We start from the raw sequence: 25,462 nt of genomic DNA, 5'->3' as shown, positions 1-25,462 counted from the left end.
GCATGAAAAATATAGAAATTCCTTACGAAGAAGACCGGGGCAAACGCTATCGCTTCTTCGAGATGTTGCCTGGGCTTCTGACTTGGAGCATCTTGTTTCTTCCTCTGATACTCAGTCTGGTAAACCCTACGCTGTGCGTCATGCTCATACTGGGTTACTTACTTCTGTGGTTTGTGAAGTCTATGGGGCTGACTATTCGGTCCTTGCAGGGGTATCGGGTGATCGAGCAACACATGAAGATGCCATGGCCCCAGATGCTCCAAGAGGTAGAAGACCGCAAAATCAATCAGCCCGAAAAGCATATTCCTTCCTGGCACTACGAAAATGTTCGACGTCTGCAAGATAGTCCACCAGTGGTAGAACCCAGCCAGCTGTATCACGCCATTATCATTGCTGCCTACAACGAGTCGAAGGATGTTATCGAGCCCACGCTTCAGTCTGTGCTGGCTTCTGCCTATGACATGAAGAAGGTGATTGTTGTATTCGCCTACGAGGGTCGTGACGGCGCTCGCTCAGAGAGCGCAGTCAAAGAACTGGTGGCCGAATATGGTGACAGGTTTATGGCGACAATGGCCTTCAAGCATCCGCTAACAGATAAAGAAGTACGCGGAAAAGGCGGCAATATTACCTATGCGGGTAGGGAACTCCAGAAATACCTAGAAGCTCACAAGATTGACCCCATCCAAGTAGTAGTGACCACCTTGGACGCCGACAACCGCCCCCACAAGAACTATCTTGCCTGCCTGAGCTACCTCTATACGCTGGTGCCAGATCCTAAGGTGGTTTCGTTCCAGCCTGTCCCAATGTTTACCAACAACATCTGGGATGCACCGGCGCCTATGCGGGTGATAGCTACCGGTAACACTTTCTGGAATGTTGTCCTTTCGCTACGACCCCATATGATTCGTAATTTCTCTAGTCATGCCCAGAGTATGCAAACCATCATAGATACTGACTTTTGGAGCGTTCGTACCATCGTAGAGGATGGGCACCAGTTCTGGCGGACTTACTTTCGCTACGAGGGCAACCATGACGTGCTTCCCATATATCTACCCATTTACCAAGATGCCGTGCTGTCCAGCACGTTACGCAAGACGCTCAAGGCCCAGTTTATTCAGATCAGACGATGGGCCTGGGGTGCGTCAGATGTGGCCTATGTGGCCGAGATGGGATATTTCAAGCCCAACAAGGTGCCCAAACTGGATCTTACCTTTAAATTCTTGAGATTACTCGAGGGCCACGTCAGTTGGGCAACAGCTCCGTACCTGTTAACCTTTGCCGCCTTTATTCCAGCTCTTTTTAACGATATGGACTACGCTTCCAATCAGTTACCCATCGTGGCAAGCCGCATTCAGACCATTGCGCTCGTAGGCATCTTCTCTACGCTTTTCCTCAGTCTCAAGCTGTTGCCCCCCAAGCCGGCCCGCTACAAGAATCACCGTACTGTTTTTATGGTTCTGCAGTGGGTCATGCTCCCCGTAACCACCCTTGTTTATAATGCTACCGCCTCACTCTATTCTCAGACACGGCTGATGTTTGGCCGCTATATTGGCAGCTTCGACGTTACCGATAAAGCTGTCGTCAAAGAGAACAAAGAAAAAGTTATATAGCTACCCCAAGGGGTGAAATGCTTGGTAGTGGGTGGCCGCTACCTTATCGAAGCGTCCCAGTACATCGGTGCTGGTTTTTACTAAGATCTCTCTATCCAGGCTGGCATCTGTGATGTGAGGGTACAGGTGGCTCATGATTGTCCCTGTAAGCGCAGATGCGTCCTCTGTGGCGGTTTTTCGGTGCTTAAGGCTATCATGAACACTCAGCAGCAATCGGTCGCGTGAAAACGGCTCAAAATGCTTCCCCCGCCGTAATCGCAGTGCCTGACTGACGTCTACTGCCTCTAGGGTGGTAAAGACAGCGCCACAGGTCATACAGGCGCGTCTCCGCCATACCTGATTGGCGCGTTTCTGATGTCGAGAGTTAGTGGTTCTTGTGGAAGAGCCACAATAGATACATACCATTGTCTTTCCTTTCTCGGGAAGAGCGGCCCGATGAAGCAATTTATTTGCTTCCCGGCGCGATGAGAAACCCCGAAGGGGTGTCTCATAATTGCACACCATGACAACATATTGACATCACGCTAGTGTTTTTTCAAGTGGAAAACTTATGCAAAAGTGGGGGAAAACCGTGTAAACAAAAAGCCCTAGAGTTCTCTCGGACTCTAGGGCTGCTTCTCGCTCGGGTTACTTATTGCTAAGCACAACCCGCGCGCGTCGTATGCGACTTATTGATTTCGACGAGGCAGCCAACTCTTCATAGAACAGCTGAAAGCCCTCGAGCGAACTCGAAACGGTACTCAAAGTATGAGCGCCTCCCGTTTAACGATGGTTATGCTAACACAAGGTGCGGTTTTGGTCAATACTTCTGCTACAATTACAACGACATGCCAACAGATAAGACACCAGGGTACTTTACCCTCACAGCACAAGCAGGATCAGTTCGTTGTGGCAAAATCAGCACTCGGGCAGGTAAAGTGCTAACGCCTACATTCATGCCCGACGGTACACGCGGTGCAGTCAAAGGAGTGCGCCCCGAAGATGTTCGCGGTACAGGGGTAGGAGTCGTTCTGGCCAATACCTATCATCTCCATCTTCAGCCCGGAGAAGAGGTCATTGCAAAGTTAGGTGGCCTTCACGCTTTCACCAAGCAAACTTTGCCTATGCTCACTGATTCCGGAGGCTTCCAGGTGTTCTCACTGGCCCATATCCGTAAAATTACCGAAGACGGGGTAACTTTTAAAGATCCCAAAACAGGGGACACTATTTTCCTTTCTCCAGAGAAATCCATACAGATCCAGATGCAGCTCGGGGCAGATATGATGGTCGCCTTCGATGATGTGACTTCTCTGGACGATGCGGGAAGGGCACGCACTCAGGAGGCCTTCGACCGTACTCACCGGTGGCTTGAGCGGTCTTTGGCTGAATTCCAGAGGCTCACTAAAGACATGAATCCAGACGAACGACCCCTGTTGTTCGGAGTGGTCCAGGGTGGCCTGGACAAAGAATTGCGCAAAAAAAGTCTAGAGATCGTTCAGAGCTTGCCAGTAGATGGCATCGCTATTGGGGGACTTTCCGTAGGCGAATCCAGAGAGGAAATGCATGATATGTTGGCATATCTCGAGGGGTTTTACGATAACTCGCCGCGACCAAGATTCTTACTAGGAGTGGGTGACCCTATTGATCTGCGGTTTGCCATAGAACACGGAATCGACATGCTTGATTGTGTTTTACCAACTCGTAATGCCCGCCACGCCACGGTCTGGATTTCTGGTGATAAAAAAATTCACCTGACCAACGCTCAATATATAGTTGATCCCGCAGTCATAGATCCAGGTTGTGATTGTGCGACCTGCCAAGCAGGTTATAGCCGGGGCTTCTTACGTCACCAATTCAAGGTTGGCGAGAGCCTTGCCGGAACACTAGCCTCCGTTCACAATATTCGTTATTTGCAGCGCATATGCGAAGACTATAGAAATGCTCAATCCTGAGGCCGGGTACGCCTCGCCCGCACCTATGACTCTGCCTTGCTAGGTCTCATGAGTAGCTCTGGAAAATAAAAACAACCGCAAAGCAGTTGTCTCTGGTGGGCGATGCAGGATTCGAACCTGCCACCTCCTGAACGTCAATCAGGCGCTCTAGCCAAATGAGCTAATCGCCCCCATCTAAGATCGCTACTTTATCACAGAAGTGATTATAAAGGTAAGTAAGTTTTCTTTGAATAGCAATGCTTCCGCAGTAGAGCACGCATACTCCTTTATACCTGTCGTACGTTGGTCTGCCGGCTGAGCGTTGATCAAAGTAGGCTTTTCTAAAATTACTCAGGGGAACATTTAGCACTGACGACCAGTATTGTTTTAACTCCTCAGCGCCTTGGTCGGCGCGTAAGTGAAGCTCGCACTTAACCATACCCGAATTGACACCGTAGTTTTTTCTTAGTACTGCCAAAACAAACCTAAGTATTCTTGGGTCAGAGCTGGCAATGGAAGTTGTGCCATTTTTGCTGCCTTCACCCAAATAGAGCATGGCAAATGCTAGATCCAGGATTGCTCCATCAGTTATATCGATATGGGCTAAAGTTTTTTCTGCCTGTCTTTTGGCTTCAAGTAATCGGAGCGTTTTTTGGGCTTTGTGTGATTCAACTGCTTTTATGCGAGCCTTTGCCCAGCCATCTTGCTTACTTTTCATCAGGCTAAGTCGCTGATCTTCGGTGAGCTGTATATTCTTGAACCATCCGGATAGCGTGGAGCGAGGGATACCTAATCTGCGCTCTATAACAGTGATGGACATGCCAGTTTCTCGTAAGGCTACCGCCTCTTCTTTTAAATGGAACCACCTAGAATACATAATATAATTGTAGCATACATAGGTTCTGGTTGGCATTTTGTACGAGGAGGGCTTATTTTGTATATCAAATATGATATCGGCTCGGTTGAGTTATCCCCATGTGGAGATGTAAGAAAAACAGCATAAAAAGGCTAGCCGGATCATACCAGTATGGTATGATCTTTGTAGGCGAAGTTTTGCCGAGAGGTTTTGACCAGAAAAGAAAGTGATTGAATGCAGTTGCGAGAGCGTTCAATCACTTTTTCTTTTTATAACAGGGGTGTATAATAAGGCTTAAGTGTTGAAGTGGCCTCACCAACCACCGAGCTTCGTAGGAGTGGCAACAGAGGTACGATAACCAATGTCGCAAGAGCAAAAGTCGAGGTGGAACCTCCCGTAATCTGGGACCGAGACGCGCTATCAGAGAGTTTTAATCTCTAGGCGCGCTTTTTATTTCTCTAAACCAAGGAGCGGCTATGAGCCAACAAAACGACCAACTATATGCAATAAGACACAGTCTGGCGCATATCACCGCTACTGCAGTCCAACACCTGTGGCCTACGGCAAAGTTCGGAGTGGGTCCCGCAGTAGAGAGCGGCTTTTATTACGATATAGACCTCGGCGATACCAAGGTATCAGAGGAAGATTTCGAGCGCATTGAGACAGAAATGCGCAAGATCATCTCCGAGAATCAGCCTTTTGAACGTTTCGAGAAGCCCATAGATGATGCCATCTCTTGGGCCAAGGAGAGCAACCAGCCATATAAAGAAGAGCTGTTGAATGACCTCAAACGAGCCGGCACAACCGTAGCCAAAGATCTCAATGCCGAAGAGCTCGGAACCCTTGCGGAAGGGGACGCGGCACTGGACAAAGTGTCCTTTTATAAGAATGGGGACTTTACTGACTTATGTCGGGGTCCTCACGTCGAATCAACGAGCAAGGTGGGCGCGTTCAAGCTTATGCGTGTAGCGGGTGCTTACTGGCGTGGCAACGAGAAAAATCCACAGATGCAGCGCCTCTATGGCGTAGCCTTCGCAACAGAGAAGGATCTTCGAAAGCACCTGGACATGCTCGAAGAGGCCAAAAAGCGCGACCACCGCAAACTCGGACAGGAGCTGGACCTGTTTATCTTCTCCGATCTGGTCGGGAGCGGACTGCCCCTCTATACCCCTCGGGGCACGACCATTCGTAATGGTCTTATCGGTTTTTCTGAAGAAGTACGAGAGCAGTTGGGGTTTGAGCGGGTTTGGTCACCACACATTACCAAAAAAGAGCTTTACGAAAAGTCGGGACACTGGGCAAAATTTGGCGATGAATTATTCTTAGTCAAAAGCCAAGAAACGTCGGACGAGCTTGTCATGAAACCTATGAACTGCCCCCACCACACCCAGATATATGCTGCCCGCTCCCGGAGTTATCGGGACCTTCCCGTTAAGCTTATGGAGACAACCACTAACTACCGTGATGAGAAGACGGGGGAATTACATGGGCTGTCTCGAGTTAGGTCATTGACCCAAGATGATAGCCATACCTATTGCCGACCTGATCAAGTAGACGAAATCTTTGACCAGCTTATAGAAAAGGTACAAGAATTCTACGCTGCTGTAGATATGTCGCTCAAACTTCGGCTCTCATTTAGGGACGATAGCGAGTCATATCTTGGTTCCCAAGAACTCTGGGACTTTGGTCAGAAAAAGCTGACAGAGATTGCTGCACGAAATAATCTCGACTACTATGCCGAAGAAGGAGAGGCGGCGTTCTACGGTCCCAAGCTCGATTTCATGGCACAAGACGCCATAGGGCGAGTCTTGCAGGTTGCCACAGTACAGTTTGATTTTGTGCAGCCCGACCGCTTTGAGCTGACTTATATCAACGAGAAGGGTGAAAAGCAACAGCCCATCATGATTCACTGTGCAATCATGGGTAGCTTCGACCGCTTTTTCTCTGTGTACATAGAGCATACGGCTGGCAAATTTCCTGTATGGTTGGCCCCTGAACAGGTACGGTTGATAACCGTGAACCAAGAAGATGCTACAGTGGCTTTTGCCGAGAAGGTGAAGCAGCAGGCACGGGACTATGGGCTGCGAATACACTTGGACAATGACAATGAGTCTGTAGGTAAAAAAATTCGTAATGCCGAGCTTATGAAGGTTCCATACACTATTGTTGTTGGTGAAAAAGAGATAGACACCGGCCAGGTGATCCCTCGGGTTCGATCAGACATGGAAGTGCAGAAACCGCACCAAGCTCTCGGTATCGAGGAATTCCTCAAGACAGTTGCCAACGAAGCTAAGTCTCGAGTAAACAAGACTTCACTATAGCCATGGAAGCAGACGGGCAATTTCGCCAACTTGTAGAAGAAGTGGTAGCTCAGATACCTCGGGGCAGGGTGATGACCTATGGTCAGATAGCAGCCCTCTGTGGCAACGCTCGAGCTGCCCGAATCGTCGGTGGTATCGCCCATTTCGGCGATCCCAATCTGCCGTGGCAGCGTGTCGTTAACAGATCAGGTGGCTTAGCTTTGGGATATCCAGGAGGCAGGGAAGGCCACAAACAGGTCCTAGAGGCCGAGGGCGTACAAGTAAATGAAGACTTTCAAATAAACGTACAAGAGTTGTTATGGATGCCCGGGCAGGAACAAGGCCGCTTGTTGTAGTGGTCGGCGAGACCGCCAGTGGCAAGACTGCACTTGCCCTGGAGCTCGCGCGGCGGTTCAACGGCGAGGTTATTTGCGCTGACTCACGGACGGTCTATAAGAGTATGGATATCGGGACGGCCAAGCCATCCCCGCAAGAGCAGTCAGATATCAAGCATCATTTACTTGATATCGTTTCTCCGGACCAATCGTTTAACGCAGCCCAGTTCAAACAGCGAGCCCTAGATGCTATCAATGACATTGCGGACAGGGGCAAAGTATCAATCATGGTGGGTGGTACGGGCTTATATATAGATGCGGTCATATTTGATTTTCAGTTCCGGCAGCCGGCCGACCCAGTTATTCGGCAAGAGCTCTCGCAGTTATCGGTCGAGGAGCTTCAGGATCGTCTACGCCAAGCGGGGATAGACTTGCCCAATAATCCCCAGAACCCCCGCCATCTTATACGAGCCCTCGAGACAGGTGGGGCTTCGGACTCCAAAAGTCCACTGCGGGCCAATACGCTGGTTATAGGTCTGCAGGTCGACCCTGCAGTACTGACAAAGCGTATCCAAGACAGGGTAGAGGCAATGGTGCGAGCTGGATTCGTAGACGAGCTGGAGTACATTAGCAGTACATATGGGTGGGGTGCGCCTGGTCTGCAGGCGCCAGGCTATAAAGCATTTCGTGGTTATGTGGACGGAACAATAAGCCTCGAACAGGCAAAGGCTTTGTTCGTCCAGAATGATCTGCATTTAGCCAAACGACAGCGCACTTGGTTTCGGCGAAATAATAGTATTCATTGGGTCTCTGACACCAAGGAGGCTGTTGATTTCGTCACAACGTTTTTGAGCAAAATACCCTTATAGCAGGGTATTTTTCTGATACAATACCAGTAATGAGAATGCATTATTGTCTTAGGGGAGAGCAGCCCGAAGAAGCGATTTATTCGCTTCCCGGCGCGCTGAGAGGGGATATTCCCCTCTCAGGGAGGCTTCATGGTTGAGCAATTGTTTGGATCAAAAACGAGGGTAAAGCTGCTTCAGCTTTTTTATAGTAATCCCAACCGATCTTTCTATGTTCGGGAAATCACTCGCAAGATAGACGAACAAATCAACTCGGTCCGCCGCGAGTTGGCCAACCTTTTGAGTATCGGTATTATCTCTTCAGACAACACTAGCAACAGTACCAGATTATATTACGAGGTAAACCAGACATACGAATACTACGAACCCTTAGCGGCAATCTTTGGGGATGGGGTTATGACCACCAAAAAAACAACCAAGAAGGACACGCCCGCGAGCGCTAAGAGTCAGGACTTTAAGGCACTGGGCAATGTCGACCTTATTCTCTATACCGGCCAGTTCACTCGGGACGAGGCCAGTGGCATAGATATTTTATTTGTTGGGGACATCAATCAGACGCAGTTGGCAAAGTTTGTGGCGGACCTGGAGAGTCAAGAGGGTAAAGAACTCCGTTATACTCATATGAGTCCCCAGGAGTTCCGGTATCGTCAAAGGATAAATGACCGCTTCCTGAGCATGGTTATCACGTCAAAAAAGCAGGTTTTGGTAGATAAGCACAATGTCGTTACCCCGCCAGCCGAATCCCCCGAGAAGAAGTCAAAATCAACAGAGACAGAGGAGAAATAATCAATGGAATTTCAATATTTTGGTGGCAACTGTATTCGTATAAGCTCCAAGAAAGCGGCGATTGTAATCGATGACAATCTGGCCGACCTTGGCCAAAAGTCAGTTACTAAAAGTGGTGACATAGCACTTTTCACCCAGGCACACGGTACCCCTTCGGCCGAAGCAAAGGTAGTCATTGATCAACCGGGTGAATACGAGGTGTCTGATATATCAATCCAAGGCATAGCCGCTCAGGCGCACATTGACGAGCCCAACCAACACAATGCCACCATATTTAGAGTTACGGCCGGAGATATTAAGGTTGCCGTGGTAGGGCATATATATCCTGAGCTCAGCGAGGCACAGCTAGAGTCGCTGGGGATGGTAGATGTCTTGCTTATCCCGGTGGGCGGCAACGGATACACCCTAGATGGCATAGGTGCGCTCAAGATTATCAAGAAGATAGAGCCCAAGATTGTTATTCCCACTCACTATGACGAGCCAGGTTTCAATTTCCCGGTTCCGCAGCAACCTCTTTCAGAAGCCCTCAAGGCTTTGGCTATGGAACCCAAAGAAGCCGTGCCCAAGCTCAAGCTAAAAGCTGGCGAAGTGAGTGACGTGATGCAGCTCGTTATACTAGAGAGATAACCCCACATCACAAACCAACTAAAAAGCTCCCAACAGTTGGGAGCTTTTACTTTAGCAGGTAGAAGTTTATTTTTGTGGTGCCTTTGCTTTTGCGTCTGGGATCAAGCCTTTTTTCTTAAGGGTACGGATAGCTTGAGTGCTCAGCTTCATGGTAACCTTTTTGCCATCAACAATAACAGTCTTGTTCTGTAGATTGGGCTTCCAGACTTTCTTGGTGTGGCGCTGGGAAAAGCTAATGTTGTTGCCAAACTGCTTGCCCTTGCCGGTTAGTTCACATACTTGCATCGTGATTTCCTTTGATTCAAGGTGTGATTATATCTGTTTTCCCCCTGTAGGTCAATGGTATACTATAAGCTCATGCAATTTGCGGTCAGCGACATACTCAGCATTATTATAGTCATCCTATTTTCCATGGGCTTTCATGAGGCGATGCACGCCTTTACGGCCCACTGGCTGGGCGATCCTACGGCAAAAGACCTTGGCCGGCTAACCCTCAACCCCTTCAGGCATATAGATATCTACATGACCTTATTGTTACCGGTGGGACTAATCATGCTTGGTTTGCCACCCATTTTTGCTGCAAAACCGGTACCGTTTAATCCCATGCGCGTAAAATACGAAGAATTTGGGGCGGCACTTATTGGGCTGGCTGGTCCGTTTACTAACCTGTTACTCGCATTAGCAGGTGCTGGCGTATGGAGATCTTTGTCGTTATCAGAGGGGGTCGCCAGTTTCATTCTGTTATTTGTCCAGATTAACATCGCATTCTTTGTCTTTAACCTTATTCCATTCCCGCCGTTAGACGGCTCGCGAGCTTTATACGCAGTTGCACCTGAGCCGTTGCAAAAGATCATGTATCAAATAGAATCGATGGGCTTCACGGCTCTTATCATATTCCTTGTTTTACTGGCTCCTATCCTAGGGCCATTGGTTGCCAATATAAGTAGTGACTTATTAAGGCTTCTCCTTGGCGCAGGTATTCAGGTATAATGTGTCTTAGCTGGGTAATCGCTGGCTAAATGATAATCTGAATACTTATCATTCGGGAGTTCAATATTCGTGTATGGCCGTGGTTATACCGTGCGAGCACCCACCTGGGTTTTAATTCCAGGTTGTCATGTCGGCGAGCTCAGCTTTCTTGTTTCCAAATTCGCTAAGGACAATTTGCGAATTTAATGTCGGGGTGGCGCAGTTGGCTAGCGCGTACGGCTGGGGTGAAGATTGCCCGTGGCAGTCTGCAAGGAAACCTTCTCTTGAAAACTTGTTTTCAAAGATGAAGTTTCGGGGTCGCCAGCGTCGACCGTGAGGTCCTCACGGCCTTGAGGTGCTATCATAAGTGAAAAGTTTTGTATGTCGGGGTGTGGCGCAGTTGGCTAGCGCGTACGGCTGGGGGCCGTGAGGTCGCAGGTTCAAGTCCTGTCACCCCGACCAATTAAAGATCCATCATGCATGGATTTTTTTATTTCTAGAGTACTTGAGATATATTTTGACACTTTTGAAAGCTTATGTCTCTCTAGTATAGAGAAAAGTAAAAAAAGATGGTCGACTACGTAAACTGACGGCCTATCCCTGTACGAAAAAGACTATCTGGACAACTCGGCTATCCTTAACAGGCTTCCGCAAGATGTACTAGAGAAGGGGCGCACAGAGTGATGGCTGAAAAAAGCCACCCGACACCTTCGATATTTCAATCGACTTAGTCTAGGGTCGAGGGGCGCTAGATTTCGTATGATTCTGTGACTTTTGCTCAGCAAAATAGAGAGCAAGTGCAACTGCCCCGAAGGGTATCGACAGATACATGAGGGCCTGTCCTGTATGTGCTCTTCTCTGATATCCTTCAAGCTTTTTGATGGATTGTGTGTTCTGAGGCTCATCTAGCGCTTTCCCGGCAAGCTCATACGTAGGCAAAAGGCTGCTAAGACTAAGAACGACCGCCAAAAGAAGAGTGCAGGCAGTGACAATAATGGCTATGAGTTTAAGTTTCCTCAGGGTGTGTAGCGAGTGCTGTTTCATCGTTTATAAGATTAGCATGGAGTCACCATAGCTCAGAAACATATAATCTTCGTCCAGTGCCTCGTGATAGGCGCGTTCTAGATTCTGCCATCCAGCCTTGGCGGCTGCCAGCATAAGCACAGTCGACTTGGGTGCATGGAAGTTTGTCAGCAGCGTGGTAACAACTTTAAAAGTGTACCCAGGGTAGATAAATATGTCTGCTTCACCCGAAACATCAGTCGCCGGAGAGCCAAGGAGGGAAGGAGCTGCATATTCCAAAGTGCGCGCTACTGTTGTGCCAATCGCTACAATTTTCCCTCTGTTATATAGGGTATTTTTGATTATTTCTGCTGTGTTTTTTGGAATCTCAAAATACTCACTATGCATGGTGTGCTCTTGGATATTGTCGGATCTAATGGGCAGGAAAGTGCCCAGCCCTACGTGCAATGTGAGGTAGGCAATGGAGACATTCTTTGCACGGATCCTTGCCTCGAGCTCCCGGGTAAAATTAAACGATGCAGTGGGCGCTGCAACTGAACCTGGGGACTCTGCAAATACTGTCTGATAACGCTCGGTGTCTTCTGGCGTCGCGTCGCGATGCATGTATGGCGGCAGGGGGACACTTCCCGTGTGGGTGGCTAGCTCAAGTAGATCTTGCTGGCTACTTATCTCGGCAATGCCGTCCCCCAGAATTGAGTCTACGTGCACAGTCGTCGGCCCAACTGTGAGTGTTTCTGTCTCTCGCAGCTTGCCGCGGTAAAGAACCTTGCGCTTTGTCCGGACTGTATTGTGGTGATCCTCAAGCAAAAGGAGCTCTCTTGTTTGGCCACTGCTTGTTGTCGCCATTAGTCGTGCCCTTATGACTTTTGTATTATTTAGTACCACCACATCGCCGGGCTCAAGGTACTCCAACAGGTCTTGATAGCCCTTGTGCTCAATCTTCCCAGACTGACTGTCCAATACCAACAAGTGGCTTGCACCTCGCTCTTCTGGGGGGAACAGAGCAATACGCTCCTCTGGCAGCACGTAGGTATAATCAGAAACTCGCATGCGTGCAATTGTATCAGCTAATCTGTTAGAATGAAGTACTTTGTAGCCAGCCTAATACAAAATAGCTCCTAGCCTGTGCCTTGGTGGCCAGAAACTCCCAGCCTCGTTCAACGTATCTATGGATATGTCCCACTTGGCCTGAAACTTTCTGACTCACCGATCCATCTGGCTAAAAGACGACTTTTGTATTAGGCTGGCTACATGTGGCAAGAACAGAACAATGAACTCTATCGAGAGTTTGCCTTTAAGGACTTTGCGCAAGCTTTTACCTTCATGCAGGCGGTTGCGCACGAGGCCGAGGAGCGTCAGCACCATCCGCGCTGGCACAATGAGTGGAACAAGGTACAGATATGGTTGAGCACCCACGATGCGGGGAACGCCGTCACAGATAAGGATCGCTCTTTCGCGACTTTTATCGATGAGCTTTATACCGGAAAACAACGCATTGTAGAAATACCTCAAGTGTCGGTAGGTAAGTTCAGGGACATAAAGATGTATGCCGATGGTGGCTCTCGAGGCAATCCTGGGGCATCTGCTTCTGGGTATGTGCTTCTTGATCAAGAAGACAACATCATCATCAAGAGTGGCGTATATCTTGGTATTACTACGAATAATCAGGCCGAATACCAAGCACTCAAGTTTGGCCTAGAGGCTGCTCAAAAGCTCGGTGCTCTTGAGGTGGATGTATTTATGGATAGCCTGTTGGTTGTTAATCAGATGAAGGGCATCTTTAAGGTAAGAAATAGGGATCTTTGGCCTATCCATGAAGCCATAAAAGAACAGGCAAAGACTTTCAAAAAAATCACTTACACACACGTGCCGCGCGAGCTCAATAAACTCGCCGATGCAGAAGTGAACGAAACACTCGACGCCGAGGCGAAAAAACAGCGGTAGCCATGCCGTTTATGGTATAATATTTCTGGCCAGATTATCGGCTAATCGCTTGCCTACCTTTTGGCAAGTGAAGAAGGTGGCAAAGAGTGTCATTAGCAATGAAAGCTTTCACCCACCGACTATCGCTGATCAAAAGGTAGGTAAGAGGAAAGTCCGGGCAGCGTAGGGAGAGACAGTTGCTAACCGCAACCGGGGGCAACCCTAGGGAAAGTGCCACAGAAACGAAACTGCCACTTCGGTGGTAAGGGTGAAACGAGTGGGGTAAGAGCCCACAGTTCCCCGCGGTGACGCTGGGAAGAGGTAAACCCTGTCTGCTGCAAGGAAATGGACTCTCGTCCCGCTAAACGGGACTGGTGTCCCGCCAGAGTTCATTGCTACACCCGCTTGATTCCGTGGGCAACCGCGGAACTAGATAGATGATTAGCTAGAACAGAACCCGGCTTACGGATAATCTGGTCTTAAAAAAGACACTCCAGCGGAGTGTCTTTTTTAAGTCTGTCAGTTGGTTGGGTAGGCCTGCCAATCCCAGTGACACACTACCTGGCTTTATTTCTGAGCAGTCTTCACTATCGTCGTAAAGGCCGCAGGCTCGTTTACGGCCAGCTCGGCTAGGACTTTGCGGTCTAGCTGTATGTTGGCTTTCTTGAGGCCTGAGATAAGGCGACTGTAGGTTGTGCCGTTTAGGCGGGCTGCAGCATTAATACGTGTGTTCCATAGCTCACGAAAAGTACGTTTGCGATTTCGTCGGTCTCGGTATGCATACTGCAAGGACTTGGTGACGGCTTGTTTGCCGCGCTTCACAGAAGAACGATTAGCCCGGGTCATGCCCTTTGTAGCCTTGCGGATCTTCTGGTGACGCTTGTGTGAGGCTACTCCTCGTTTAACACGCATCTATTTAGCTCCTAGCTTTCGCTTAATACTCTTTACTGCTTTACCACTTACGAGTGTGGGTACTGCAAAGCGGCGTTTACGGGCAGCGCTCTTCTTTTGCAAGAAGTGGTTGCTCGTAGCGTGACCGTGTAGCGCCTTGCCGTTCTTGGTTATGCGTACGCGGTCCTTGGTGCCACTATGCGTCTTTAGTTTTGGCATTACTGTTGCTCCTTATAACAAAATTAAGCTGTTTGCCGGCTAGTTGGGGTTTCTGTTCCACTACAACTGTCTCGCCAAACTTTTCGATAACTTTCTCGGCAAGCTTAAATCCCAACTCTTTGTGGGCTAACTCTCGGCCGCGATAGAATACCGTAATCTTCACCTTGTGTCCAGTGTCCAGAAAGTCCGTAACTTTACGCAGTTTCACTCCTAGGTCGTGGTCACTTATCTTCAGCCCAAAACGCATTTGCTTGATCTCGAGCGCCTTAGCGTTTCGTTTGCTCTTTTGGGCCTGTTTGGTTTTTTGGTAGTTGTATTTACCCCAGTCAACGATCTTAGCTACCGGCGGGTTAGCACCCGGAGATATTTCCACCAGATCAAGTCCTTGTTGCTCGGCGGCCTTCAAGGCTTCACTCCGCGACAAAATTCCGAGCTGCTGCCCATCTTCATCAATTACGCGTAAACTCGCTGCCCGAATTGCCTCATTCAGGCGGGTAAATTTGTCGATGGAACTTTCTCCTTTTCTAACATTCGCTGATTACTCTAGATTTTAACAGATACAGAAACAGGGGTCAATAAGCTTTTGCAAAAAGTCAAAAAGTTTGATTGCTCGGTCGCCTATACTGCAGAGCTTCACTGACGTGCTCTGGCTGTATGCTGGATTGTGCCGACAGGTCTGCTATTGTCTGCGCGACCTTGAGGATTTTCATGTAACTTCTGGCAGAAATATCCAGCTTTTGGGCTGCTCGGTTAAGGAGCTCTTCTGCTTCTGGCTGTATGGTAAGAAAACCTTTTATGTCTCGGTTGGTTAGGGTCGCATTTTGTTTAGACACGGATCTGTATCTATCTAGCTGCCGCTTCCGTGCCTTGGCGACTCGTTTCTGGATGGAGCTGCTTGATTCTTGACTGCTGTCACGTAGAAGTTGCTCGTGCTTAACCTCGTCCACATCGATGTACAAATCTATTCTGTCTATGATTGGGCCCGACACCTTTTGGCGATACTTAGCTATCTGATAGGGTGGGCATATGCAGGTCTTAGAAGACCCGTAATAGCCACATGGACATGGGTTACTCGTAGCTACAAGAACGAAGTGGGCAGGGAATTCAACGGTATCTCTTGCGCGCGCAATGGACACTTTTCGATCTTCTAGTGGTTGCCGCAGTCCCTCCAGGACGGCACGATTGAACTCTGGGAATTCATCAAAAAATAATACACCGTTATGAGCTAGGCTTATTTCGCCTGGTCGAGGGTTTTGCCCGCCACCCATAATGGAAATCATACTTGAGCTATGGTGGGGCGACCGAAAGGGGCGCTGTGTAATGATTTGTTCGTACTCCTTGCTCGTTAAGCTATGAACGTGAGTAGTCTCGAGCATCTCCTCGGTTGTCATGTCTGGCAATATTGTTGGCAGTGCCTTGGCTAACATGCTTTTACCAGATCCGGGTGCGCCATTCATGAATATATTGTGCCCACCTGCTGCTGCAATCTCCAGTGCTCGCTTGGCTCGCGCTTGGCCGACAACATCACCAAAATCAATAGAGTGCACATTGGTTTTATCGGTGGCCAGAATCTTTGCTCCAGATTGAACACGTTTTAGGGAAACTGTATCCGTCAAGTCTAAGTAAAGTTCTCTGACTGTTGCGACCGGCACAAGCTCGAGCCCAGGTACTAGCATGGCCTGCTGCAAGTTATCTCGAGGGATATAAAAGGTCTTGAGTCCTTTCTGACGGCCACCCAACAGTTTGCCGATGATGCCACGTACTGCACGGATGTTTCCATCTAGTCCTAGCTCTCCAATGAGTGCCGTTGTGTGCGGTATCGGCTGGGCGACTTGTCCGCTTGCTAACAATATAGACGCGACCATAGGAAGGTCAAAACTTGTGCTGTTCTTGGGCACATCGGCCGGGGCGAGGTTTATGATAATGCGCTTGCGGGGTAGTTCTAGCTTGGCGCTAGAGAATGCGCCCCGGATTCTTTCCTTTGACTCGTCGACTGCTTTATTTGCAAATCCAACAATCAGAATAGTGGGCAGGCCATTAGAGACGTGACATTCCACGTCTATCAAAACCGCCTGATTGCCAGCATCTAAGATGCTTTTAACTGTTGCCCCCATGACGTTGACTATTGTGCCAAAAAACTCTCCAGAATGAAAACGATCTCCCGCCGGGAGATCGTTTACTGATAAGTTTTTGTCGTTTATTTTGTCAGGATTTTTTATGAATGAACCCGTTGTCTTTATGGAACAACGGCTTGCGAGAAGCCGTTGTTTCAGATTCGTTTTTGTTTTTGAGCACTTTTTTTATTCAAGTGCTACGCATATATTAGCCGGCCACAAAGGCACTGTCAATAGTTCTCATGCTAATTTTCCTACTATATTTTTCTGCCTGTGCATAACTTGCCAGGCGGGCAGGGCGACAAAGCCTCACACTCACTCAAAAAGCCTGGCTGCGAACCGAAAAGATATGTCGCACGGAGATGCCATAGTAAGCTTTCTTGCTGGGTAGCAGAGGAGGGCTCGTCACGCGCAACACCGCCACCTCCCATGTACACTGACACCAGGCCTTGGTCGTGTAGGCGGCTATAGTCATATTGGCTCAAATCTCTTGAACCCGAAGAAGTCTTGGTTAGAGCGACGTATGGCTTGCACCTTAAATCTCATTGCTAGCTAGGTTTCCTGGTCTTTTTGCACTGGCTGAGGCTGTTTGCTACGTCGGAAAATGTTTTGTTTGGGACGATTAGTGTGGGCTGCGATGTGCAACCATCCACTACTGGGCCGTCAAGATCAAGGCTGGCTGGCTAGAAATCGCTAGCCACACGGTTCATATTCGAATCTGCACGAGTTTTTGTAAGGCTTCAAGTACTAGCTACATTCAAAATGATAACTTTTTAACAACAGTATTTTTGTAAAACTTCTGAGTATCTCAACTCCTGTTAACAGTATATGTATAGTAAATAAAACAACTGCTGGGTATTGACATTTATGAATCAAAGTAGTATATTGTTAGCGTAAGATTGAAAAACAAAAACTTACATCTACGGGTAAAACCGATATCGCTCTCGTAATGAGAGCGGTCAGTCAAAGCCAAGGACGGTAAGCGCTAAATATTCTACAATAAAGAGCGGATTTACCGTCCCGGCTCCAAGAATAAGAGCACTGCTTTTAAGTTGGCGGTGTTTTTTGCCCATGTCGGACATAAGCGAAATGAGAGCGCATGAAACAGGGTAAAAAAATTATATATCTATGTGCAACACCGATCTTGTTGCTCACTTTTATGTTCTCGACAGATCCGTACAGGTTACCGCTTGTATTACTGGTTATTCCATTTATTTTGTTGGCTGTTACGGTATATCAATTCGCCAGTGTGGGCTTTCAGCCGGCCCCAGTGAGCGCTCCGAAAAAAAAGTACCTTTCACTTATAGTGAGCGGACTTATAGTCTTGCTAATCATTCTGCAGTCTCTGCATCAGCTATCTATCAAGGACCTTTTAATATTGCTTGCGCTTCTAGCTAGCGTAACCTTCTATGTGCGTAAGATAGATTTATAGATTCTCATCTGTTTGTAAGGGTCGTGTTTTGTTATACTACGCGTAGTTATGAAGCCCGATTCCCAAGAACAAGATCCAGCTGATTTAATGATGCCTCTGCCGACCCAAGAGCAGAAGGACGCTCAAGAGCGCACCACGCCACACGACTCAGTGCATGAGACTGCGGTGGCGGCTGCGGTTGAAAAAGCGCAAGGCGCCCCAGACCCTTCCGCAAGCCCCGATCCGGCTCCCATTGCGGCCATGGCACCACCACAAGGTCAGGGTGGCATCTTACCCACAGGAATTACCTCTCCAGCTGCCACTGTGCCAATGATGGCCGATGACACAGACTTGATTGAGAAAGAGTGGGTAGAGAAGGCAAAGCAGATCGTAGCGCATACTAGCCAGGATCCGTACACTCAGACCAAAGAGCTTAATAAACTAAAGTCTGACTATTTAAAGAAGCGCTATAACAAAGACTTGAAGTTGAGTGACGAATAAATCATGGGCGCCCTACTGACAATATTTATAATCTTTCTGGCCGTAGGGTCTTTAACTGCTCCCATCGTATTTATGCAGGTTCGCAAAATATTTAGGGAACAGAAAAATTTTGAGCGTGGCCTTAAAATGGTACCGCTTTATATCCACCTGCCACCACAAAGTGACGATATCGATCTAGGCAGTAGGGACATACGCGATATAGCCGATGAAAATATATCAAAAGCTCAGATCCTTTATAACATCATCGCTAGTTCACTTCAGAAGGGCTTTAAAAGTAAATTTTATGGCCAACGACACTTTACTTTTGAGATAGTCGGTAGCAAGGGCTTCGTGCATTTTTATGCAGCCGTTCCGGTGGCGCTTGTCGATTTGGTGACACAGGCAGTTATCAGTGCCTATCCTGCCGCTCGGCTGGAAGAGGCGTCTGAGCACAATATATTTAGTCCAGTCGGAAAGATCAGTGGGACAACAGGTGGTGAGTTTACGCTGAAAGAAAACTACGCGTATCCCATTGCAACCTACCAGGACATCAAGCGTGATGCCATGGTTTCGCTGCTAAACGCCTTATCCACACTAGAGAAAGACGATGGAGTCGGTATCCAATTCTTGATGCGACCCGCAAACCCTGAGTGGGGAAAGACGGCCTCCGCCATGGCTGGCAAAAAACGGAAGGGCAAAGATAGTAAGAGCGGGTTTATTAATAACGTTGCTTTTTGGATGAAGCAGCTGGCAGTAGCCTTTACGAAACCGCCAGAAGACAAGGACAAAGGGGGACCCGACAAGCCAGAGCTGTCTAGTCTTGAGCAGGCCGTTCTTGACTCTATAGATGACAAGACACGCTATCCGGGTTATGAGGTACTAATACGAGTCATAGCGTCTTCTAATATATCCCAGCGCTCGCAGGCTATCCTTGGGAATATCATTGCCACCTTCTCGCTTTTCGACGCTCCTGGCAAGAATGGCTTTAAGTTCACACCCGCTAGAGACATCGAACAGTTCGCGACAGCCTATATCATGCGGTTTTTCCCACAGGATTCCAACCAGAGCATCCTTAACTCTGTAGAGCTCGCAACATTGTTTCACTTCCCGGATCAACGTAGCACCCCAACGTCACAGCTAGAACGGCAGTCGTCAAAACAAGTTGATGGCCCCCGTAATGTATCTGACGAGGGTTTATTACTGGGCTACAATATTTTCAGAGGGGCAAAAAAGCCAATCAGAATAGCTCTGCAAGATCGTCAGCGTCATATGTATGTCGTCGGTCAGACGGGTACTGGTAAGTCTACCTTTCTGGAGAACTTAGCCTTGCAGGACATGCTGAGTGGCGAAGGGTTTGCCTTTGTTGACCCGCATGGTGATACTGCCGAAAAACTATTATCAATGGTGCCGCGTGAACGAACAGAAGACGTCGTCTACTTTAGCCCAGCAGATATGGATTATCCTATGGGGCTCAACCTTTTCGAGTTTGACTCAGTTGATCAGCAGGACTTTCTCATTCAAGAGGCAATTAATATGCTTTATAAGCTGTACGACCCTCAGCGCCAGGGTATTATCGGCCCCCGATACGAGCACTGGTTTAGAATGGCCGCCAAGACGGTCATGGCAAATCCTGACGGTGGTACTTTCATTGATATACCAAAGGTGTTTACTGACAATAAATATGCCAAAGATTTACTGAAGCACGTAAAAGATCAAATTGTTCTAGATTTCTGGAATAAAGAAATGGCTCAAACGAGTGATTATCACAAGAGTGAAGTCTTGGGTTGGTTCGTGAGCAAGTTCGGTGCGTTCATGGCTAACGAGATGATGCGCAACATTATCGGTCAGAGTAAGAGCTCGTTTAATTTGCGTGAAATTATGGACAACAAGAAAATCCTGCTCGTTAACTTGAGCAAGGGTAAAACAGGCGATCTGAACTCTAAGCTGCTCGGTATGATCTTTGTTATGAAATTCCAAGCTGCGGCAATGAGCAGGGCTAACGTCCCAGAGAGCGAACGAAAGGACTTTTGTCTCTATGTTGATGAGTTCCAAAACTTCTCAACAGATTCTTTTGCCACCATCATGTCCGAAGCCCGAAAGTATCACCTAAACCTTATTGTTGCCAACCAGTTCACGACTCAGCTCTCGGAAGAAATTCGTGATGCCGTATTTGGCAACATGGGTAGCATTGTAGCCTTTAGGGTGGGGCAGAACGACGTTGATTCCCTGACTCGATACTTCCAGCCATTTTTTGATGGCGAAGACTTGCTGCGGGTGCCCAATGCCAATACTGTTGTCCGGACGCTCATTAACGGTGTGCCAACACAACCCTTTAGCATGGCAACTCTACCGCCGCTTGGTAACGCCAACCCGCAGCTTGCACTTGCACTTAAGCAGCTATCGGCAGCAAAGTTCGGACGACCAAGATCGGCTGTGGCCTCAGATATATTTGCCCGCCTTGCAACTAAAGAATCGCCTCGACCGGCATTTGGTCAGCCTGGCCCTCTTGGGCCTCCTCCGGCTGGTGGCTTACCGGCACGCGCTGCTGGTGGCCGTCCAGCGCCACCTCGTCCTGCTGCAGCTCCGGGTTCCGGCTCGTTCCTGGACGATTGGCTTGCGAAACGCCGCACGAGCCCCGCACCCGTTGGGTCAAACACTCCAGCACCACCAGCGTCCCATCTCGCACCACCACAGCAGCTGCCACAAGCTCCGGTTAAGCCACGGGTGCCACAAGTCGCTCCAGTGTCGCCTACGGCCATCGAAAGGCCCATGGAGCCACCTAAAAAAGCCAACACAGCCCATCAAATTTCCAAGGGTCCGCCAGAGCCAGGTTTCCCGCCCGTGAATAAGGGTACGTCTATTCCTCCGGCTCCTGTTGAACCACAGCCAAAAAACAATTCTACCGGTGGCCAAACACCTGGTACGCTATCTCGCGATGCGCTTGATGCACCCGCGCCGCCTCAGACCGATCAACCCCAGATCCAGGATGCGGACGATGATGAGGATGTGGCTCAGCTCGCAGCTGCTCAGCTGAACCCCAAGAAGGATAGTAATAACGACGATACTATTTATATAGATACAGAGGGTACACTACACGTCCGCGGTGTACCAGACAAATAGGGTAGCCAGTATGTTACCGGCGCTTAACGGCTCGAACGGACAGCTCGATAGCTGATCCAACCAAGAATCCTGCCAAAAAGAGAGCAATGAAGACAAAGTAGTTGTACTTAAATCCGTAGTGCTTTGCCATATAAAGGAGTCCGCCGCTTCCTATAAGTGCTACAAGTCCACCACCGAGTATGCCAGAGGGACGGGCAACGGTCTTAGCACTCGCTTCACTGACGGACTCGACAAGCGGCTGGTGGATTACTTTGCTAAAGGACCGCTGGGTGGGATTTAGTCTGGCTTGTACTTTATGGAGTGTCTTTTGGTAGGCTGTTGCTTTTAGCTCACGTTGCAATCCCAGCGCCGGTTGTGACTCGGAGCGATGGTGCTCGATGGCGACATCTTTGCCGCTAACAGCCTCTTTGTGAATGCTGGCCTGGATTTTATCGATATTGTGATCATGCTCGACGGAAACGCCGGTGGAGGCCTCTTTTGAACGGTGCTTTTCGGGAGCGGGCGCAGCTTCCACGGCTTCGATTCTTTTCTTTTCTATAGAGTGATTTTGAGGGGTTTCTGACATATTTACGATCCTTCCACTGACGTATAGTCGGCGCGCACTAGGTCCACTTCTTTGGCTAGCAATGTGCTTCGAGCTAAAAAGTAGCCCATAAACGTTAACACAATAAACCCGATAGCCAGAGTAGTGCCGGGTCCGGTATTTGGCATACTGGTTACGGCCATTTCTACAGACTTGCTGCTACTAGCAGGAAGCTTGATGTTTACGGCCGTTCCGTAATATACATTGGTCATAACAAGGTTGAACGAACCAGGGTCCGAGGCCGAAGCAGGTGTCTGAGGAATAGGATTCTTAACCCTTACCGTAATGTGCTTCTCTACGATCGTCCCGGCAGCGATGTCTTGCTTGGGCCAACTTACCACCCCCTGAGCGTCAAGCTGCCCCCCAGATAGGTCTGTTGCGGTGGCGTATTCAAGCGTGTCGGAAAGGTCTTCTTCTATCACAAAGCCTTTGACCGCCTGGGTGCCAGTATTTTGAACCCGCAATGTGTAGACGATTACATCATCTGCTAGGGCGACTGTATTATCAGCATTCTGGATCTTTTGCGTTTGATTGGAGGCAGATTTACTGAGTTCTAGGCAGGCAGTCGTGGTGTTTGTGGCCTTGGCCTTGGGGCAAGGATAGCACTCGCTCTTATTGCTCTGTGTGCCCGGCACATTCGGGCATGTATCGCATTCTTCCTTGGTTGTTTGGACACCAGGAATGTTAGTACAAACATCCTTTGGTTTCTCTGGCTTTGGTTTTTCGGGTGGGGGAGGAGGTGTGTACTTGTCGATGGTTACAATATTGCCGCAGCTGAACATGATCATAATCGTCTGGTTTTGAGCGTTTTTTACTTCCAAAACCTTATAGCTCGAAGACGAACCAGAGTCCCATGCCCATAGATTTTTCATGTAGTATTCGGTGCCATTGATTGTGATCGGATACTCCTCGGTCGGCTTTCCGGTGCGCGCTATAGTTGGCCCCTGAGCAACTCTTCCTAGGGAGTCGAGCCGTTTGTCTGTCGTGGAGATAGTTTTAGTGACGCCTCTCCCGAGGGCTTCGCAGGTGACTCCATAGTGAACTAGGATATTGGCAAAATCTTTAGTATTGCTCCGGCAGTGGTTAACCGCCTCGTCACGTGTCGTAAAACCACCCTTAACAATATCGTTATTGGACTCAGCCAAGGTTGGTTCGGGGGGTGATACCACGGCAAATACTTGTACCAAGATAGCAAGAACCATCATACCAACGCCCATGCGGCGCAGAGCGGCCTCGCGATGCATCCTCTTGGCATAGAAAGATACCTGGCCAATAAGACTAGGGTTGAAAGGTAGGTTGCTAAGAAGTTTTTTGAACATTTTTGATTTTCCGAATTTTTATAAAAATACTTATATTAATTGAACCATAAATCTATGTGTTCATACAAGGGGCGTACAGTTGTCGCCAGTGGATAAATCGGGTATACTAGAAATAACGCAAAATAAGGTGTTAAAAGAGGGTTGATTAGAAGTGGCGAAACAAAAAGGCTATTCTGCTGATCAGATTCAAGTTCTCGAGGGTTTAGAGCCGGTCCGTAAGCGACCTGGTATGTATATTGGAAGCACGGGTATCGATGGCCTGCACCATATGATTAAAGAGGTGGCGGATAACGGTGTTGACGAGGCCATTGGTGGTCACGCAACCAGGGTACACGTCAAGCTCTTGGCGGATGGAGGGGTTCGTGTAGAGGACGATGGTCGTGGTATCCCCGTTGATAGGCATCCCAAGACTGGAGTCAGCACGCTTGAGACTGTTCTTACTGTCTTGCACGCTGGTGGAAAATTTGATGGTGGGGGATACAAGGTTTCGAGTGGTCTGCACGGGGTAGGCGTCAGTGTCGTAAACGCTCTATCCGGCACATTGATCGCAGAAGTTTATAGCGATGGCTACCTGTATCGACAGGAATTTCAGCAAGGTGCACCAAAAGGCCCTGTGAAAAAAATTGAGCCTACTGACAAAGCGCACGGTACGGTGATCACTTTTTGGCCAGATACTTCGATCATGGCCGACATACCTTTTGATTATGAATGGGTTGTTGACTACCTACGGCACCAAGCCTACCTCACCAAAGGGATTCGTACAGCGGTCGAAGACGAACGCACAGGGACACGCTACGAATTTTACTTTGAGGGAGGTATTCAGTCCTATGTAAAGCATCTCAACGTTGGCAAAGAAGTGGTCGACGACGAAGTGTTTTACGTCGACAAACAAGTTGACGACGTTCAGATTGAGATTGCGATGCAATACACCGACGCCTTTACAGAGACAGTTAAAGCTTTTGCAAATAACGTCTTTAACCCCGACGGGGGTTCACATCTTACTGGCTTCAGATCAGCTCTTACTCGCGTTATAAACGACTATGCACGTAAAAATGGCCTCCTGAAGGAAAAAGAAGAAAACCTATCGGGTGAAGACACCCGCGAGGGCCTCACATCGGTAATTCTTGTTAAGATGCCAGATCCCCAGTTTGAAGGTCAGACCAAGAATAAGCTCGGTAACCCAGAGACACGTGGTCAGGTGGAGCAGGTTTTGGCCGAATACTTGAATTATTACTTCGAAGAACATCCCGCAATCGCTCGGAAGGTCGTAGGCAAGGGCTTGTTGGCCGCTCGTGCCCGCAAGGCTGCGCGTTCAGCTCGTGACAACATCTTGCGTAAGGGCGTATTGGACGGGGCAAGTATGCCCGGCAAACTTGCCGACTGTTCCAATAAAGACCCCAAAGAGTCAGAGATATATCTTGTAGAGGGCGACTCGGCTGGCGGTTCTGCCAAATCTGGTCGTGACAGCAAGAGCCAGGCTATCCTACCACTCAGGGGTAAGGTGTTGAACGTTGAACGCGCCCGTTTAGACAAGATGTTGGCCAACAATGAGATCGTGAGTCTTATTAAGGCGCTTGGAGTGGGCATCGAGGATTCGTTTGATATTAAGGGCCTGCGCTATGATCGCATCATTATCATGACCGATGCAGATGTCGATGGCAGCCACATCAGTACACTCCTCATGACCTTTTTCTTTAGGTACATGAAAGAGGTGGTTGATGGGGGTCATGTCTACCTCGCCAAACCACCCCTATTTGAACTAGTGCGATCAAGCCGCAAGAATCCAGTCTTCATTTATGACGAATCAGAGCTCGACGTAATACTCGACGAAGCTGTCGAGCGTCGCAAGAAAGAGGGATCCAAAGTTAGCCTTGAGGATGATCGCCTCAAGCAAGCAGGCTTTGTCGAGCAGAAGCGCTATAAGGGACTTGGTGAGATGGACGCCGATCAACTCTTCGAGACGACCATGAATCCCGAGAAGCGTGTGCTGGTACAGGTGAAGGTCGAGGATGCCGAAAAGGCCGATGCAATATTCAACAAGCTCATGGGTACAGAAGTGGAACTACGTAAGGGCTTTATCCAAGCCAATGCTAAATTCGTGAAGGATCTGGATATCTAAA

Annotated in this window: 22 protein-coding genes, 2 tRNA genes and 1 other RNA gene; 14 read left to right on the top strand and 11 right to left on the bottom strand. The window is 48.7% G+C overall.

Going from position 1 to position 25,462, the window contains the following annotated elements; translation table 11 throughout:
• Positions 1–2 precede the first annotated feature (2 nt).
• On the top strand, positions 3–1,610 hold the full coding sequence (locus VK694_07540) for a glycosyltransferase (GenBank protein ID HTE58564.1): 1,608 nt from the start codon (positions 3–5) through the stop codon (positions 1,608–1,610).
• On the opposite strand, the gene VK694_07535 is transcribed toward VK694_07540, so the two are convergent.
• Positions 1,611–1,925, bottom strand: coding sequence for a hypothetical protein (locus tag VK694_07535; GenBank protein HTE58563.1), 315 nt, complete (start codon positions 1,923–1,925; stop codon positions 1,611–1,613).
• Positions 1,926–2,437: 512 nt separating this feature from the next.
• Between VK694_07535 and tgt the strand changes: the two genes are divergently transcribed.
• Positions 2,438–3,541: a tRNA guanosine(34) transglycosylase Tgt gene (gene tgt / locus VK694_07530; GenBank protein ID HTE58562.1), complete on the top strand. Its 1,104-nt coding sequence runs from the start codon at positions 2,438–2,440 to the stop codon at positions 3,539–3,541.
• Between the two features lie 93 nt (positions 3,542–3,634).
• Here the strand turns inward: tgt and VK694_07525 are convergent.
• Positions 3,635–3,711, bottom strand: a tRNA-Val gene (locus VK694_07525).
• On the bottom strand, positions 3,702–4,340 hold the full coding sequence (locus VK694_07520) for a hypothetical protein (GenBank protein ID HTE58561.1): 639 nt from the start codon (positions 4,338–4,340) through the stop codon (positions 3,702–3,704). The genes VK694_07525 and VK694_07520 overlap by 10 nt, the downstream gene beginning before the upstream one ends.
• Before the next feature lie 512 nt (positions 4,341–4,852).
• On the opposite strand from VK694_07520, the gene thrS reads away from it, so the two are divergent.
• The 5 genes from thrS to VK694_07495 all read left to right on the top strand — a co-directional run bounded on the left by thrS (position 4,853) and on the right by VK694_07495 (position 9,290).
• A complete protein-coding gene (thrS, locus tag VK694_07515) occupies positions 4,853–6,697 on the top strand; it encodes a threonine--tRNA ligase (protein ID HTE58560.1) in 1,845 nt (614 codons plus the stop codon).
• A gap of 2 nt (positions 6,698–6,699) precedes the next feature.
• Positions 6,700–7,032 (top strand): MGMT family protein, encoded by a 333-nt coding sequence (locus VK694_07510; protein ID HTE58559.1) that lies wholly within the window; start codon positions 6,700–6,702, stop codon positions 7,030–7,032.
• Positions 6,996–7,880, top strand: coding sequence for a tRNA (adenosine(37)-N6)-dimethylallyltransferase MiaA (miaA, locus tag VK694_07505; protein HTE58558.1), 885 nt, complete (start codon positions 6,996–6,998; stop codon positions 7,878–7,880). The genes VK694_07510 and miaA overlap by 37 nt, the downstream gene beginning before the upstream one ends.
• A 129-nt stretch (positions 7,881–8,009) precedes the next feature.
• The gene (locus VK694_07500; GenBank protein ID HTE58557.1) at positions 8,010–8,663 is read left to right on the top strand and encodes a transcriptional regulator; all 654 of its coding nucleotides are present in this window, start codon (positions 8,010–8,012) and stop codon (positions 8,661–8,663) included.
• Between the two features lie 3 nt (positions 8,664–8,666).
• Positions 8,667–9,290: an MBL fold metallo-hydrolase gene (locus VK694_07495; GenBank protein HTE58556.1), complete on the top strand. Its 624-nt coding sequence runs from the start codon at positions 8,667–8,669 to the stop codon at positions 9,288–9,290.
• A gap of 66 nt (positions 9,291–9,356) precedes the next feature.
• On the opposite strand, the gene rpmB is transcribed toward VK694_07495, so the two are convergent.
• Entirely contained in the window at positions 9,357–9,575 is a 219-nt protein-coding gene (gene rpmB, locus VK694_07490) for a 50S ribosomal protein L28 (GenBank protein HTE58555.1), read from the bottom strand.
• A gap of 72 nt (positions 9,576–9,647) precedes the next feature.
• On the opposite strand from rpmB, the gene VK694_07485 reads away from it, so the two are divergent.
• Together VK694_07485 and VK694_07480 are read left to right on the top strand one after the other, a co-directional pair.
• The gene (locus tag VK694_07485) at positions 9,648–10,280 is read left to right on the top strand and encodes a site-2 protease family protein (protein HTE58554.1); all 633 of its coding nucleotides are present in this window, start codon (positions 9,648–9,650) and stop codon (positions 10,278–10,280) included.
• 364 nt (positions 10,281–10,644) lie between these two features.
• Positions 10,645–10,721 (top strand) — tRNA-Pro (locus VK694_07480).
• Between the two features lie 585 nt (positions 10,722–11,306).
• On the opposite strand, the gene queA is transcribed toward VK694_07480, so the two are convergent.
• Positions 11,307–12,332 (bottom strand): tRNA preQ1(34) S-adenosylmethionine ribosyltransferase-isomerase QueA, encoded by a 1,026-nt coding sequence (gene queA, locus VK694_07475; protein ID HTE58553.1) that lies wholly within the window; start codon positions 12,330–12,332, stop codon positions 11,307–11,309.
• A gap of 201 nt (positions 12,333–12,533) precedes the next feature.
• On the opposite strand from queA, the gene VK694_07470 reads away from it, so the two are divergent.
• On the top strand, positions 12,534–13,226 hold the full coding sequence (locus VK694_07470) for a 4a-hydroxytetrahydrobiopterin dehydratase (GenBank protein HTE58552.1): 693 nt from the start codon (positions 12,534–12,536) through the stop codon (positions 13,224–13,226).
• A 29-nt stretch (positions 13,227–13,255) separates the two neighbouring features.
• Positions 13,256–13,686: RNase P RNA component class A (gene rnpB / locus VK694_07465), an RNA gene on the top strand.
• 86 nt (positions 13,687–13,772) lie between these two features.
• Here rnpB and rplT read toward each other — a convergent pair.
• From rplT to VK694_07445, 4 genes are all read right to left on the bottom strand, one after another.
• Positions 13,773–14,117, bottom strand: coding sequence for a 50S ribosomal protein L20 (gene rplT / locus VK694_07460; protein ID HTE58551.1), 345 nt, complete (start codon positions 14,115–14,117; stop codon positions 13,773–13,775).
• Complete coding sequence (gene rpmI, locus VK694_07455) at positions 14,118–14,315, bottom strand: 50S ribosomal protein L35 (GenBank protein ID HTE58550.1); 198 nt, start codon at positions 14,313–14,315, stop codon at positions 14,118–14,120.
• Positions 14,293–14,805, bottom strand: a complete 513-nt coding sequence (gene infC, locus VK694_07450) for a translation initiation factor IF-3 (GenBank protein HTE58549.1) — start codon at positions 14,803–14,805, stop codon at positions 14,293–14,295. The genes rpmI and infC overlap by 23 nt, the downstream gene beginning before the upstream one ends.
• Before the next feature lie 103 nt (positions 14,806–14,908).
• Positions 14,909–16,429 (bottom strand): YifB family Mg chelatase-like AAA ATPase, encoded by a 1,521-nt coding sequence (locus tag VK694_07445; protein HTE58548.1) that lies wholly within the window; start codon positions 16,427–16,429, stop codon positions 14,909–14,911.
• Positions 16,430–17,909: 1,480 nt separating this feature from the next.
• Between VK694_07445 and VK694_07440 the strand changes: the two genes are divergently transcribed.
• Entirely contained in the window at positions 17,910–18,341 is a 432-nt protein-coding gene (locus tag VK694_07440; protein HTE58547.1) for a hypothetical protein, read from the top strand.
• A gap of 72 nt (positions 18,342–18,413) precedes the next feature.
• Positions 18,414–21,440 carry a type IV secretory system conjugative DNA transfer family protein gene (locus tag VK694_07435; GenBank protein ID HTE58546.1) on the top strand — a complete coding sequence of 1,009 codons (3,027 nt, stop codon included), beginning with the start codon at positions 18,414–18,416 and terminating at the stop codon, positions 21,438–21,440.
• Positions 21,441–21,453: 13 nt separating this feature from the next.
• Here VK694_07435 and VK694_07430 read toward each other — a convergent pair whose 3' ends face one another.
• Together VK694_07430 and VK694_07425 are read right to left on the bottom strand one after the other, a co-directional pair.
• A complete protein-coding gene (locus VK694_07430) occupies positions 21,454–22,005 on the bottom strand; it encodes a hypothetical protein (protein ID HTE58545.1) in 552 nt (183 codons plus the stop codon).
• 2 nt (positions 22,006–22,007) lie between these two features.
• Positions 22,008–23,342, bottom strand: a complete 1,335-nt coding sequence (locus VK694_07425) for a hypothetical protein (GenBank protein HTE58544.1) — start codon at positions 23,340–23,342, stop codon at positions 22,008–22,010.
• Positions 23,343–23,493: 151 nt separating this feature from the next.
• On the opposite strand from VK694_07425, the gene gyrB reads away from it, so the two are divergent.
• Positions 23,494–25,461, top strand: coding sequence for a DNA topoisomerase (ATP-hydrolyzing) subunit B (gyrB, locus tag VK694_07420; protein HTE58543.1), 1,968 nt, complete (start codon positions 23,494–23,496; stop codon positions 25,459–25,461).
• Position 25,462 lies beyond the last annotated feature (1 nt).

This window comes from Verrucomicrobiia bacterium (assembly GCA_035489575.1).
In the GTDB taxonomy this organism is placed as follows: Bacteria; Patescibacteriota; Saccharimonadia; order Saccharimonadales; family JAGQNK01; genus DATHJY01.
Note: the sequence above shows the minus strand (reverse complement) of the source record. Positions and strands in the feature narration are given on the sequence as shown.